The following is a 12,996-nucleotide window of genomic DNA, read 5'->3' as shown; positions in this document are numbered from 1 at the left end:
CGTTTTATCTGGTCGGTGGAGACAACGAGTTCGGTAAAGGAGCTTTAAGAATTAAATAAGTTGAGGTCAGTGGAAACACTGACCTCTGCTATAAATATTAAAGCCCTACTCTTCCCATGACAACAAATAAAAGTCTACCGCTTCTTCTTCTCGACTCATCTTACTGAGATACAGCCCTTTTTTCCCAACAAACATCATGGGAATCCGGTCTAATTCATCTTCCTGAAAGTCAATCTCTCCGATGAAAGTATCACGATCCAAATCATAAATCAAAAGGTTCCTCTCAGCTGTTGGCTTGAATTCAGAATAGGTAGAAAAAGAGGATGGGTCGCTTTTGCTGTAGGATATAGTTCTGTATAGATGGGAATTGATTTCATCAGCCAAGATATCAGTATAGGCACCCTTACTTAATACTTCAAAATAAGTTCCTTCACCATTGATTTCTTGAGTAGATTTGTCGTCGTAGTTTATGATTTTTTTCTTGTAGGTTGAACCCAAGAATAAAGGCTTAGCTCGATTAGAAATTCCATCAAATTCATAAACTGAGTCGCTAAATGGATAATTCATATAAATTTTATCTCCAACCACAGATTGTTCATTCATAATGACAATCAGTCCCGGCCAAAGATGATTATGATACTCTTTAGGGTATCCGATTTCAACTTTGTTTTCTCCGGTTTTTAAATCAATGGTTTGAGCAATTTTAACCCGGTTATGGTAATCCCGGCCCTGATAGGGTACTTCCGGAAATCCATAGAAGATCAACTTTCCGTTGATTATTCCTGAAATAGCATTATTGGTGGTAAATGGGGTAATCTGATCCATGGCGGGAATTCCTTTCTTGGTATTGTAGGTTCTTACCTTCTTGCTGCCATTCATCAAATGAACCTCCCAACCGAAGCTATTCACCACAAAAATGGAGTCCATGGTATGCACATAAAATCCATTCATCGTGCCTATTCCGTCCGGGCCTTCTTTTTCAAATCGAATAGGCTCTTCCCATTCCTTTTTATCCATATTAAAGACTTTGATATTGTCTTTTTTCCGCACATCCCCAAAAAACAACTTTTCTTCTCCTTCGATGACTTGGGTTTGCAGACTCCAGGTACGAAGAGGATGATCCTCCACCACCAAGCGAAAAGCATGAGTGAGTTGATAAGAGAGTGGTTTAGTTTTTTCTTCCTCTTGGCAAGAGAAGAAAACAAGGCCAAACAAAATTAGGCTTAGGAGTAAAATTCGGTTGTTCATTTTTCAGCAAATGATTTCTATTATAAACCTATGAAATAATAGTAGATTACCAAATTGATTAAAAATAAAATATATGCGGGGCCTAGAAAAGGTTGGTAAAGCTTGGTTTTAAAAGTCTTTTTGAATGGACGGAGGAGAGACTTCTATCAAATCGCATTGTTTTGCCTACGACACTGCACCAGAATTCAGTTGAAATTGGAAAAAATTGATCCAAAAAGACCCAAGACCTGTACCTGCACCGCTGGCATATCCGGATGTGAGTTTTAGGAATGGGAAGGATTGGGAATAGTTAATATGTAGTGGTCGGTGGATAAACCGACTACAGCAACTAATTGGAAAATCGCCCCAAGCAGACAAAAAAAGAGGTTGGATCTTGTGGTCCAACCTCTTTTTCAATGAGGGTAAGCCTTAATTTCTATGCTTGAACAGGTAGAAAACACCCAATTGCAAGCCTCGGTTTTGATAATCATTGGAGGCGATTTCACTAATGTTGCTCATCCCGATATTGTACCGGGCATCCACCCCAAATCCGGAGGGAGTGTGAATGTAACTTGCTCCGATTGCGATGCCCAAATCCATACTTTTGAAATCGTTTTTCACATCGACTTTAGTGTTTCCAGCGACCGTATTGGCACCGATCAAAAGTCCCAGCTGAGGCCCTGCTTGAAGTCTAAATCCATTATCAAACATGTACTGAAAAAGGACCGGGATATTGAAATAGTCCAAGTTGAGATTGGTGGAAGAGTTGCCGATTTTTGCTCCCTGAGCGGAATAGTAGATTTCAGGTTGCAGGCCAAAGTTATCGGTGATGTGCACGTGGCCCAATAATCCGAGATGGAGACCGATTTTTGGGTCAAAATTTCCATTTGCTATCGTGTAGCTGTTAAGCCCACCTTTTACGCCGACGTTGATGTTTTGGGCATTTAGAGTCCCCATCATCATAAAGGCTAATAGTAATCCAATAGAATACAGTTTCATAATTTATTTTAGTGTAGAATTTTGATCAATTGAAAAACAGGAAACTCCTTTTAGATCTGGAGTTTTTTAAGTTTTCTAGCGTAAAAATTGATTTGTTTTTTCGCCGGTCAATTGGATGATATGATTGCAAACGGAGTGCCCCGATTAGCAAATTCACTAAGAAATAAATAATAAAAATAATGCTTTAATTAAATAAGGCCTTGATTGGCTACAACTGGCATAAAGACAAAAAAAAACTGAACCTCTCGGCTCAGCTTTTAATTTTATTGGTTGTCATTTTTGACTTCTACTTCCACTTTTTTGGTTTTGACTGATCCACCGTCTGGCCCAATTTTGATTTCCGTATCAGCTTCTTTTTCCACCTTTACCTCAATGGTAGTTTCTTTGACGGCCTCTTTTTTGTCATTGCAGCCCATGAACATAGTCAAGGCAAAAAGACATAAAATTCCTAATACTTTCATTTTATACGATAGTTAACTCGTGAAGCCAACCTTAGTCAAAAGCCATGCCCCAAAGTGAGAACTTATTTTTATCAAGAAGTTTATTTCTGGGTCTTTTCAAAATGCTGATCATTTTTCTTGGGGAATAAACTCTTCCGTTTTTTCGGAGAGATTGACGGTGAGCTGATAGGTCCCTTTTTTGCCGGAATCTCCGGCCCAAACCATTCCAGATTTCCTTTGGGGAAAGAGCTTTCTACCTAGATCCTGCGAGATTCCTCTTCATGTCGTTGCTGTAGGTGATTTATAATCCAAGCAATGGCGGATTTTACGGAAGAATTTTATCATTCTTCATTAGGTAAAGTGACAAACAACTGCGATTGGATTAGCCAAGTCCCTGAAGCCTTGGTCCATTGGGCGGAGTACTTGCCTCCAACTACTGGCTCATCCAAACCTTCTACATACCCTTTCCAGGTTCCCGTTTCCCATGCCAACCTAGTTTTGGAATTGACCAGTACTTCATCCGGAGTCCGGATCCAATACATTCTTGCGCCAGAAGATTCTTGGATATATTTCATCAATTCCTTTTTTCCGGAAATCAATGTGCCTGCCCCAGTTGTGATCAAGGCGTCATCAGTGGAAAAAGTGGCATTCAATTCCTCATCAAATGCCCGAAGGGCGTGATTGGATAATTCCCGTTGGGAGAGGATTTGCTCTCGATCATCATTTTGGCCGAAAGAATTGTTGAGGAACAAAAAGAGCAAGAGGGCGGAAGCAACTGGTATCTTCATCGGTTTTAGGTTTTGATTATAATATCCAGATTTTCAATGACTTTTCCATTTCTGATATACCTTCCCCGAAAAATAAATCAAAGACAAAATAAAAATCATGATCAACAAGCCTTTTATCTCTAAACCAGTGAGATTAGACAGAAAAAAGAGGATAATTCCTGCAGAAAGGATAGGAACGGTATAACCCAAAGGGATTTTGAAACCCCCATTATCCAAGTCTTTTTTTCTTCGAAGACCGATCACCGAGAGAGAAACTACAAAGTAGACTAAGAGCAGACTGGAAGCCGCAATGGAGGCCAAGGCTTTAAATCCCCCCATCACTGCAAGGCTGAAACCAAGCCCGGCGTAAAGTAAAATTGCAAAATGGGGTGTTTTGAATTGGTGGTGAATGGAGGCTAATTTTCTGATAGGAATTACGCCATCTCTCGATAGGCGAAAGATCGTTCGGGGGGTATTGAGTATTTCTCCACTTAGCATCCCAAACATGGAAATTCCCGCTCCGACAAAAAGCAGACTTAACCCGATAGGGCCAAAGATTATTTTAGCAGTTTCGCCCAATGGCGCCTCTTTGAAACCGGGAAGAATAGGACCTAATATTCCTTGGGCGATCAATTGGATCAGGATGTAAAGTAAAAGGACAAAGGATATTCCTGTGAAAATTGCACGGGGGATGGTTTTTTGAGGATTTTTGATCTCTCCGCCAATCTGCAAGCCCGAATCTCCTCCCATAAAGGCAAAAAATAAAATCAAGGAAGCTGCTCCCAGTTTCGGAATAGTCGGCTCCGTTTCCCAGGATAAATTGATCCATTCCACATCTTTCCAACCGAAACTTATCAATAAGATGAGCGGAGTTAGTTTCGCAATCGTATTGAGTTTGACTAATCCTACCCCTTGCTTGACACCGGTGATATTGAGGATCGCTAAGCCAAAAAAGATCACAAAGAGCGTGGTTATTCTGACCAATGATGTTTGAAAGATAGGGACAGCAGTACCCAAAATTTCAATCAGGGCGTTGGACACTGCTGCAATAGAAAAAGTGCCTGCCATGAGGTAGAATATAGCAGCCAAAAAGCCAAAAAAAGGGCCAAAGGCTTTCTCCACATAGGCATATGCCCCTCCGGAATGTGTGACCTTACTGCCGACCTCTGCAAAACAAAGCATCACCAAACCAATCAGCAATCCACAAAAAAGATAGGCGAGTACCCCGGAAGCCCCCATGGTTTGGGCGATGATGGCAGGTAAAACAAAGATGCCCGCACCCACCATGATATTGACAATATTGGCCGACAGACCCCATACGCCGACTTCGCGTTTTAATCCTTCTTGGGTGGTTTTCATAAAAGGTTTAAAAGATGTGGATCAAAGAATTTTTCCATTAAAAGTTGATTTAGTACGTGATTGAAAAGATAAAAAAATCAAGAGTCACAAGGCCTCAGCCTAGGACGGACTGCCTTGATTTCTTCCCCAACAATGTGGAATACTTTGCAGGCAAAGTGGGATTGATTCAAATTGTTGCTAAGTCAAACAAATTTTCAAATTCAACTCTACCTGTCGGTAGACAAGCCCTTCGAGGTCGGGAAATTTCGGGGCGGAAGGAGCAGTCCTACTTCTCCAGAAGCCGGACTCCGGTTTGGATTAACAAACTGCTTCTGGAGGAGCAACTTAACGACATTTTTTACAATTATTCATTCAACCTATTGTATTTCCTCAGCACGTTCACTAGCAATCCATGAGGTATTGCATAAGACTTATTTCCATTGATTCCTTCCATAGTTTCTGCTGCGATCATAGCATTAATGATGGCTTCTTCGACAGCCTGCACCGTGGCTTCCAATAGCGGATCGATCAAATCATTTGGCAGCATGTCCACTTCTGAGAAATCATAGCGCTGAAAAGCATCGGGATTTGCGGTGGAAAAAGCAATAAAAATATCTCCTGAGCCATTGCTTGCATATCCGCCCGTATTTCCAATTCCTACCGGAACCCTATGTGCAATTCGCTTCAGCTGATGTGGAAGCAAAGGGGCATCTGTAGCAACCACCACTATAATGGATCCGTCTCCTTCTTTTCGATAAGACTGTGGAGGTAACTTCAATTCGTTGTTAAGTGTATCCAGCAACTCCCTGCCTACAGGAACGCCCGAAATGATCAGCGAAGGTTTTCTTCCAAAATTAGCTTGCACAAGTACACCAATGGTAAAAGTGGAATCTTTGATTTGTACCAATCTTGAAGAGGTGCCTGTTCCACCTTTAAACCCCAAACACATCATCCCGGTACCACCTCCTACATTTCCTTCGGCTATTTGACCACCAGATGAATTATTGATAGCTTCCAGTACATGTTCCTCTTTGACATGAAATCCATAAATGTCATTTAAAAACCCATCGTAGGTTTCTGCCACAACGGGATAGGTATACCACCACTCTTCGCCATTATACCAGTCAGTATCTACGTACCACTTCAAAAAAGCATCTCGAACCACTCCAACACTGTTGGTATTGGTAATCATAATTGGTGTTTCCAAAAAGCCGGATTCCGTGACCCATGTAGTCCCGGTCATTTCCCCATTTCCATTCAGGCTATACCAATTGGCAAATACAGGACTAAATTTTTGAGCTTTGCCCCGTGGAAAAATGGCAGTGACCCCTGTTCTTACCGGACCTTTTCCCACGATGTTTTCACCACTTCCAGAAATGATTGTGCTGTATCCGACTTCCACACCTTTTACATCGGTGATGGCATTGAATTGACCAGTTGTGCCATTAAAGGGAACTCCCAAATCTCTCGCTCGTGGTTTTTGGGCGTAGGATGCCGAACAAATAAGCAGTATTATAAAAATTGAAAGTAATCGGATTATATGTTTCATTTTAAAATGTTTAGCTCTTCTTTTTTCGTTTAATTGATAAATCTTTTGGCCATCAGATCATGGTTATGGGTAAGCTTCATTGGTCAGCCATAAATTCAGTGAGGACAGCACTATTTTCAGTTTCCATTTCGCAAGTCCAGCTGTCAATCCACCACCTTCCATTTTCATAATGCAACTGAATGCTATTCAATCCGCGGACGCCAGATTCGATTTCAGGGTCATTTCGGATCTCAAAAGCACTCCAGACCTGCGCCATATTACCAAATTGGCTTACTTCCCTTTTCAGTTCTATCTCATAAAAATCTTCTTTGGGAGATAGGGCAAGCGGAATGTATTCAGACTCCAGGGAATGTGATTCTGCTTGGCCATGTTCATCAATTCTTGTAATTACAGCATTTGGAGAATGGATATAGCGATCTCTTTCAAATTGCCAGGGATCGCTGCTTGAACCTGAAACTACTTGATAGTAAGCAGTGATAATGGCATCGATGGATTGGACATCCTGAGCGTATTGGTTTTGTGGACTTTGAGCGAAAACAAAAGAGCCCGTTAACACCAAGATTGGGAGTAGTATGTTTTTTATCCTCATTAAGTTTAGGTTTTTTTATGTTTGGAGTAAGTTGAGGCTTATTCATCAATTTTCTTTGCTACTGCCCTTCCATTTGCATATAGTCTACGACCAAATTGACCATGGCCTTGATTCCGGTTCTAAAGCCACTTTCATCAAGAAAAAACTCTGGGGTATGATGTGGTCCGGAGCTTTTGGGATCTTGCCCTTTGGGCATACCACCTATGTAGAAATAAAAGCCCGGGACTTCATTGGCGAAAAATGAAAAATCTTCCGCTCCTGTATCTGCGGGAATCAACAGGACATTGGACTTGCCGGCAGAATTTTCTAATGTAGGCAACATCTTAGCGGTAAGATCCAGGTCATTAAAGGTGACAGGGAATCGCGATGAAAAGGGAAGTTCCAGTAGGACTTCCGCCCCGTTTGATTCAGCGGTATTTTGGACTATTTGGCGAATTCGTTCGTGGACCAATTTTTCGTCCGAATCGCTTAATGTTCTTACTGTACCCAGCATTTCTACCTGTCCGGGGATGATGTTTGACCGATTGCCACCTTCGATTGCACCAATGGTTACTACCCCAGCATTTTGTGTGACATTCAGGTTGCGGCTGACGATGGTTTGAAGATTATTGATGATTTGGGCCGCGGTTACGATCGGGTCCACAGAAAACCAGGGTTCAGCACCATGGGAAGACTTTCCTTTGATGGTGATTTTCATGTCGCTCACTCCTGCCATCATTCCTCCCGGTCGATAGGCGATTTTTCCCACTTCGATTTGAGCAATGGAATGCAATCCGAAAATGACATCCACATCCGGATTTTTCAAAACGCCTTCCTTCACCATGAGCTCAGCACCCCCTTCTTCTCCTTTGGGTGCACCCTCTTCAGCAGGTTGGAAAATGAATTTTACTGTACCTTTTAAATCTTCCCGCATGCCAGACAAAATTTCAGCGACACCCATTAGGATTGCTACGTGGGAATCGTGCCCGCAGGCATGCATCACGTAGGTTTCTTCCCCGTTATACATGGCCTTGGCTTTGGAGGCAAAAGGAAGCTGGTTGACTTCTTGTACAGGTAGCGCATCCATGTCTGCGCGCAAAGCCACCACCGGGCCTGGAAGCCCACCCTTCAAAACCCCAACGACGCCTGTCACAGCCACATTGGTCATTACTTCTATACCAAGGGATTCTAAATGTCCGGCAACCAAAGTTGCCGTACGAACTTCACGATTCCCCAGCTCGGGATTTTGATGAATGTCCCTGCGCCACTCGATCACTTTCTGTTCCACTCCCTTTACCGCTGCTTGAATTTGGCTATCGGTGGATTGAGCACTTACTTGTAAACTGCTAAATAGAAAAGCTGATAGCAGCAATAGTTTGATCTTTTTCATTTTCAATTTGTAGTTATTTCTGATAAGCCCCACTGACCATCAGAAGAGCTAGATTATCTATTTTTACTGAAGCTGCTCATTTTTTAGATCATCCAAAAACTCAAAAATTTGAAGATAAGCAGCTTCTAATTCCTCCTGGCTGGGACTGTGTTTTCCCTCTGGGAGATACAATTGGAAATCCTTGCTATTTCTCAATTTTTGAACAAATCGCTCGAAAGTATTTGGAGGAACCTGATCATCCAAACCACCATGCCACAGAAAAATGGGTGGATCCTCTTGATCAAAATAGGTGATGGGCTCATAGACAGCCACTTCTTCTTTTTTGGCATACCCTTCAGAAGGGAAGAGTGCTTCTCCTGCTTTTCTGGCTATCTCTTGATCGAAATTCAGAAAGATCTTTTCGATGATGTCCAAATCATCGACCGGGCCTGAAAAATTGATGATTCCCTGAATGCCTATCCCATCATTTAACTGGTCTGGAAAGGAGGGATTATTTTGACCGAGGCCCACATTGGTGGCAATTTGTGCTCCCGCCGAAAAGCCCGTTAAGATGATGGTTTGCAGGTCTAAATCGTACTCACTTTTATTTGCCTTCAAAAAATTCAAAGCATGGGTCAAATCGCTCGTGGCAAGGGGGATCCCTCTTTTGAGCCTATAATTTAGATTGATGACATTCAACCCTTTTTTAAGATAGGGTTCAATATATCGTTCCTCTGCCGTTTTATCACTCAGGTAATAAGCGCCACCGTGTAGGAAAACAATAGTATAGTTTCGATTACCAAAGGATTTTGCTTTTTGAGAAAGGTAAACATCCATCACTTGGGCTGTATCCTGACCATAAGGGAGATCTTTGATGATTTGATACGTACTGTTTATTTCTCCTTGACTTAGATCAGTCGGTTCGCTTAGCTTTTGGGAATACGCTAAACTGGAAGAGAAAAAAATAAGGAAGCAGATGATTTGGAGAATTTTCATACTAATCAAATTAGTCAAATGACTGGTGAGAATCGGAGTGACTTTACCCGACTTTTTTATTCTAAACTAAGTTATTGATAAACAGAAATCTAAAAGAATTAAAAGACTTCTTTTTATCCAATCCCAATTCCTGGGATTGGACTCTTTTCAGATTTACACATTTCTCTCTGTTTCAATATCCTAATCTACTTTGCTCCATCCCAGTCGGTGATTTGGAAGGTGTTCATGGTATTGATTCGGTGAGGTTCTAGGGTTTCGTTTATGGCTTTGATCCCAAAATCCAAGCCTGCTTCTGTTCGTAAAGGTCGCTGTCCGGCTGGGGCGTCGATTAAGTCTTCAAAGATTTTGACCACGATCATCGGGTCTGTAGGTGTGTCGTTATTTGCAAATGCAGCTTCGGAGTTAGCTACAAATCCTTCATTGAAAGCCGTGATATGCGGGTAGGCCTTAGTGACTTCATCATCGTTCCCGATGATGACATTGGGGAGGAATTTGGTGGAAAATGGCCCAGGTTGTACAATCGCCACATCGATTCCTAAGGGACCAAGCTCGTAGCGGAGCGATTCGCTCATGGCTTCTACGGCCCATTTGCTAGCACAATAAATACCAAAACCCGGAACGGCCAATCTTCCGGCAATCGAACTCAGTTGAATGATTAAGCCTGATTGCTGTGCGCGCATACCTGGTAAAACAGCTTTAATCATTCTGACATTACCCAGCACATTCAGGTCAAATTGTGCCTGGCATTCTTCCAAGCTAAAGGCTTCAATCGCACCGCCAAAACCACGGCCGGCATTGTTGATGAGTACATCTACATCGGGGATGTTCTTCATGGCCTTGGAAACACTTTCGTCTGTGGTGACATCCAACTCGATTACCTCCAATTTCAAGTTTTTTTCTTCTGAAAAATCTTGAAGAGCCTTTGTGGCTTCTGCGTTTGAGCGGTGGACATTTCGCATGGTTGCAAATACCTGATGTCCTTTTTCTGCCAAGTACTTTGCAGCTTCAAATCCGAATCCGGTACTGCAACCGGTAATGAGTATTTTCTTCATTTTTCAAAGAGTTTCGCGCTGTTGAGCGTAATTAAATTTATTAGAGACTTAAATTCCTCGCTTATTCCAAGCTAGCACGATTTCGGTGATGAAAAGCGGGACGGCCCAAGAAAGCCAAATTGCCGTGGGGCCCGTTTCGGTAAATGTCCCCAATTCATGATAAAAAGCCTGACTCGTCAGCCATCGGAAAAACACAAAGGCGAAGGTGACTACGTAGCTTCGGATCATCCATTCCTTGTGGAGTTGGATTCGGCGCAAAAGGATAAATCGAAAGGCCATTCCCGTGGTGCCAAACCAAGCTGTAGCCAAGCCGATCAAAGCCATACTCCAAGTCCAGTGAATCGCCAAGCCTGTAGTCAAGGATAAAGCAATCGAACTGATCACAGCGATCAGAATCCCACTGATGTATGCCATTCCGAGCTTTCGATGAATGTGGAGGTATTTATTCCGGAAGGCAGGCCAAAACTGAAAGGGGCCTAAAACTAACGCAATCAGCCCTCCAGAAATATGCCCAATAAGCGGCCACTTCATAGACCAAAATCTCCCGAAAACTGACTCTTGCATGCCAAAGTAGGGCAGGGCATCGTTTAGAATAAACTGACCGGCAAAGATCACCAAGAAAGCAATTCCCAACCAAGTAACCCAGGTTTTGAAGGGAATGGGAGCAAGTGTGGTTTTGTTGTTCATGATTTGGCAAGGGTTAAGTCTATGGGCTAGCCAAGGAAGCCTGATCGCTTTAGGCGTTCATCGCATCGTGCAGTTTCCTCGTGTCTACGTACTGCTGAAAACCAGTGATTTTTCCATTTTTCACGGTCCAGAGATGGGCAACCTGCGCATTATAGGCGTTCCCTTTTTTGGTCTTCGCATCGTAGCGCAAAGTGGCTAGCACCTTGTCATGAAGCATTTCATGGAGTTCGATATTTTGTAAATTGAAGTATTCATGATCTTGTAAGATGGGTCCAAAAACGCCGTTTAAAACGGCCTCGGGTCCTACATAGGGGTTTCCTTTTGCGTAGTCATTTCCTTCGGCTTCATTCCAAACGATCTGAGGATCCATGGTGTCGAGGACTCCGGGTACATCTCCTTTGGCGAAAGCCTGATAGAGGCTGTTGACGATGGCTTTATTTTCTGCGGATTGCCTGATTATATCTTCCATGGTTTTGTGTTTTATTTTTAGTTTTTACAGTGAACTTCCAGCTCGATTTCGATCAGGAATTCTGGCAAAGCCAAGCCTTTTACTTCTAGCCAGGTTCCTGTTGGGAATTGCTGGGTGTAAATGGTAGTTCGGTGGCCTGCATGTTCTAAAAATGCGGACATATCAGTGGTGAATACATTTTCTACCAGTACATCATCGAACCTGCAATTGAAGTGCTTGAGTACTTTCTCGAGATCGGTATAGCAGTTTTTCATTTGCTGGAGAAAGTTGCCAACAGCCGTAGGATTGCCTTCATCATCCATGCTTACGGCACCGGATACCTTGATGCTGTTTCCGATTTTGACGGCATGAGCATAGCCATAGGCTTGCTCGACTTCGGGTCGGAGTTGGTAAAATGTGGGTTGTTCAGAATTCATGATTACTATGGATTAATTAGCTTGTGATGGATAAAAGAATCCCTCTGAGTGGGTCGATTTTCAATCTAGCCATTCATTGATGACTAAAAAGTTGGTCAAGGACAGACGATCGGCCAAATTGTCCAACGAGGTGTTTTAAGTTTTCAAAGGGTTAAAACTGGGCTTCAGTCAATATTGCCCGATTGACCTCCACCCAGTTTACATCAACTAAATAGCTGGTGGTTTAGTAGATCTTAGGATCGATTTAGTTTGCTGGTCGGCTGATCTCCTTATCCAGCTTGTAGATCGAAGTCCAGCTGGACTCCATTGAAGACCTGAATTTGGTTTGAAGTTCTTCTCGTTTCGCTTTGCCAGCCAATTTCTCCACTGATTCCCAGACTCCTTCCTGTGGAGTATCCATGGCGGCAAAATCCTGATAGCCACTTACCACATGATAATCTGGACTATCTGGATCCGAGGTTTGCCAGCTATACCAATATCCGGGAATGGAAACCCCGGCTTCTCTCCGGATGGATTCCACCTCTTTGACCACTTCCATCATCTGATACCCCTGACTGGAATTGGTTTTGAAAAACTGGACTCGGATTACCTCTCCCTCAAAGGGATTTGAATTACTGATATCTGGCATGAGTCTATGGACATGGGACACCGCCTTTTCTATATGCGGGTTGATCATATTGATGGCAAGGAGTTGGCAGTCTTTACCACTTTCATCCGTGGCGTCCATTTCAGCCCAATTGGCCATCGTGGAAGCTAACACATAGACCGTTCCTTCGCCGTTTTGTTTTTGCCAGAGATTCCAGGTCCAAGGGCCGTTATTTTCTTCGTAGCAGGCCTTCCAGGCTTTAATTCCCTCGCGGAACTGCATTTGATGTCCCGGTTTAATGGTGAATTCAGTGACGTTTGAAAGCGGGCCTAGGACCGCTTCTTGAGCTATTGTAGCCATCGAGACCGCTGCCAGAAAGCCAATGACTAATGAAGTAATGATTGATGTTTTCATATTTTTTGATTTTCTTAAGTTGGATTGGTTGATCCAATTTTCAAATCAATTCCAAGAAGCCATCATCACCTAGGACGAGAGAGAGTGTTTCCTTTCCAAGAGCTAGGTTTTTTTTACCC

14 protein-coding genes are annotated in these 12,996 nt (G+C 42.8%); all 14 read right to left on the bottom strand.

Going from position 1 to position 12,996, the window contains the following annotated elements; translation table 11 throughout:
• Positions 1 to 105 precede the first annotated feature (105 nt).
• The 14 genes from Q0L00_RS05520 to Q0L00_RS05455 all read right to left on the bottom strand — a co-directional run bounded on the left by Q0L00_RS05520 (position 106) and on the right by Q0L00_RS05455 (position 12,877).
• On the bottom strand, positions 106 to 1,248 hold the full coding sequence (locus Q0L00_RS05520; protein ID WP_297335868.1) for a DUF4221 family protein: 1,143 nt from the start codon (positions 1,246 to 1,248) through the stop codon (positions 106 to 108).
• Between the two features lie 408 nt (positions 1,249 to 1,656).
• Entirely contained in the window at positions 1,657 to 2,226 is a 570-nt protein-coding gene (locus Q0L00_RS05515) for a porin family protein (RefSeq protein WP_297335867.1), read from the bottom strand.
• A 263-nt stretch (positions 2,227 to 2,489) separates the two neighbouring features.
• Positions 2,490 to 2,687, bottom strand: coding sequence for a hypothetical protein (locus Q0L00_RS05510; RefSeq protein WP_143189465.1), 198 nt, complete (start codon positions 2,685 to 2,687; stop codon positions 2,490 to 2,492).
• Positions 2,688 to 3,007: 320 nt separating this feature from the next.
• Positions 3,008 to 3,454 carry a nuclear transport factor 2 family protein gene (locus tag Q0L00_RS05505; protein ID WP_297335866.1) on the bottom strand — a complete coding sequence of 149 codons (447 nt, stop codon included), beginning with the start codon at positions 3,452 to 3,454 and terminating at the stop codon, positions 3,008 to 3,010.
• A gap of 33 nt (positions 3,455 to 3,487) precedes the next feature.
• Positions 3,488 to 4,792: an APC family permease gene (locus Q0L00_RS05500; protein WP_297335865.1), complete on the bottom strand. Its 1,305-nt coding sequence runs from the start codon at positions 4,790 to 4,792 to the stop codon at positions 3,488 to 3,490.
• Between the two features lie 343 nt (positions 4,793 to 5,135).
• On the bottom strand, positions 5,136 to 6,320 hold the full coding sequence (locus Q0L00_RS05495; protein WP_297335864.1) for a P1 family peptidase: 1,185 nt from the start codon (positions 6,318 to 6,320) through the stop codon (positions 5,136 to 5,138).
• A gap of 76 nt (positions 6,321 to 6,396) precedes the next feature.
• Positions 6,397 to 6,909, bottom strand: a complete 513-nt coding sequence (locus Q0L00_RS05490; RefSeq protein ID WP_297335863.1) for a hypothetical protein — start codon at positions 6,907 to 6,909, stop codon at positions 6,397 to 6,399.
• 58 nt (positions 6,910 to 6,967) lie between these two features.
• Entirely contained in the window at positions 6,968 to 8,278 is a 1,311-nt protein-coding gene (locus tag Q0L00_RS05485; protein ID WP_297335862.1) for an amidohydrolase, read from the bottom strand.
• Between the two features lie 63 nt (positions 8,279 to 8,341).
• On the bottom strand, positions 8,342 to 9,253 hold the full coding sequence (locus tag Q0L00_RS05480) for an alpha/beta hydrolase (RefSeq protein WP_297335861.1): 912 nt from the start codon (positions 9,251 to 9,253) through the stop codon (positions 8,342 to 8,344).
• 185 nt (positions 9,254 to 9,438) lie between these two features.
• Complete coding sequence (locus Q0L00_RS05475; RefSeq protein WP_297335860.1) at positions 9,439 to 10,305, bottom strand: SDR family oxidoreductase; 867 nt, start codon at positions 10,303 to 10,305, stop codon at positions 9,439 to 9,441.
• A 48-nt stretch (positions 10,306 to 10,353) separates the two neighbouring features.
• Positions 10,354 to 10,992, bottom strand: a complete 639-nt coding sequence (locus tag Q0L00_RS05470) for a DUF2306 domain-containing protein (RefSeq protein WP_297335859.1) — start codon at positions 10,990 to 10,992, stop codon at positions 10,354 to 10,356.
• A gap of 49 nt (positions 10,993 to 11,041) precedes the next feature.
• Positions 11,042 to 11,461, bottom strand: coding sequence for a nuclear transport factor 2 family protein (locus Q0L00_RS05465; protein ID WP_297335858.1), 420 nt, complete (start codon positions 11,459 to 11,461; stop codon positions 11,042 to 11,044).
• A gap of 17 nt (positions 11,462 to 11,478) precedes the next feature.
• Entirely contained in the window at positions 11,479 to 11,877 is a 399-nt protein-coding gene (locus Q0L00_RS05460; RefSeq protein WP_297335857.1) for a RidA family protein, read from the bottom strand.
• Positions 11,878 to 12,121: 244 nt separating this feature from the next.
• Positions 12,122 to 12,877 carry a hypothetical protein gene (locus tag Q0L00_RS05455; RefSeq protein ID WP_297335856.1) on the bottom strand — a complete coding sequence of 252 codons (756 nt, stop codon included), beginning with the start codon at positions 12,875 to 12,877 and terminating at the stop codon, positions 12,122 to 12,124.
• Between the last annotated feature and the right edge of the window lie 119 nt (positions 12,878 to 12,996).

Source organism: Algoriphagus sp. (genome assembly GCF_024305035.1).
Classification (GTDB): domain Bacteria; phylum Bacteroidota; class Bacteroidia; order Cytophagales; family Cyclobacteriaceae; genus Algoriphagus.
Note: the sequence above shows the minus strand (reverse complement) of the source record. Positions and strands in the feature narration are given on the sequence as shown.

What these genes read in the sequence shown, in the direction of transcription:
- Q0L00_RS05520 (WP_297335868.1), bottom strand. Translation starts at nt 1,248, where the DNA reads ATGAACAACCGAATTTTACTCCTAAGCCTAATTTTGTTTGGCCTTGTT.
- Q0L00_RS05515 (WP_297335867.1), bottom strand. Translation starts at nt 2,226, where the DNA reads ATGAAACTGTATTCTATTGGATTACTATTAGCCTTTATGATGATGGGG.
- Q0L00_RS05510 (WP_143189465.1), bottom strand. Translation starts at nt 2,687, where the DNA reads ATGAAAGTATTAGGAATTTTATGTCTTTTTGCCTTGACTATGTTCATG.
- Q0L00_RS05505 (WP_297335866.1), bottom strand. Translation starts at nt 3,454, where the DNA reads ATGAAGATACCAGTTGCTTCCGCCCTCTTGCTCTTTTTGTTCCTCAAC.
- Q0L00_RS05500 (WP_297335865.1), bottom strand. Translation starts at nt 4,792, where the DNA reads ATGAAAACCACCCAAGAAGGATTAAAACGCGAAGTCGGCGTATGGGGT.
- Q0L00_RS05495 (WP_297335864.1), bottom strand. Translation starts at nt 6,320, where the DNA reads ATGAAACATATAATCCGATTACTTTCAATTTTTATAATACTGCTTATT.
- Q0L00_RS05490 (WP_297335863.1), bottom strand. Translation starts at nt 6,909, where the DNA reads ATGAGGATAAAAAACATACTACTCCCAATCTTGGTGTTAACGGGCTCT.
- Q0L00_RS05485 (WP_297335862.1), bottom strand. Translation starts at nt 8,278, where the DNA reads ATGAAAAAGATCAAACTATTGCTGCTATCAGCTTTTCTATTTAGCAGT.
- Q0L00_RS05480 (WP_297335861.1), bottom strand. Translation starts at nt 9,253, where the DNA reads ATGAAAATTCTCCAAATCATCTGCTTCCTTATTTTTTTCTCTTCCAGT.
- Q0L00_RS05475 (WP_297335860.1), bottom strand. Translation starts at nt 10,305, where the DNA reads ATGAAGAAAATACTCATTACCGGTTGCAGTACCGGATTCGGATTTGAA.
- Q0L00_RS05470 (WP_297335859.1), bottom strand. Translation starts at nt 10,992, where the DNA reads ATGAACAACAAAACCACACTTGCTCCCATTCCCTTCAAAACCTGGGTT.
- Q0L00_RS05465 (WP_297335858.1), bottom strand. Translation starts at nt 11,461, where the DNA reads ATGGAAGATATAATCAGGCAATCCGCAGAAAATAAAGCCATCGTCAAC.
- Q0L00_RS05460 (WP_297335857.1), bottom strand. Translation starts at nt 11,877, where the DNA reads ATGAATTCTGAACAACCCACATTTTACCAACTCCGACCCGAAGTCGAG.
- Q0L00_RS05455 (WP_297335856.1), bottom strand. Translation starts at nt 12,877, where the DNA reads ATGAAAACATCAATCATTACTTCATTAGTCATTGGCTTTCTGGCAGCG.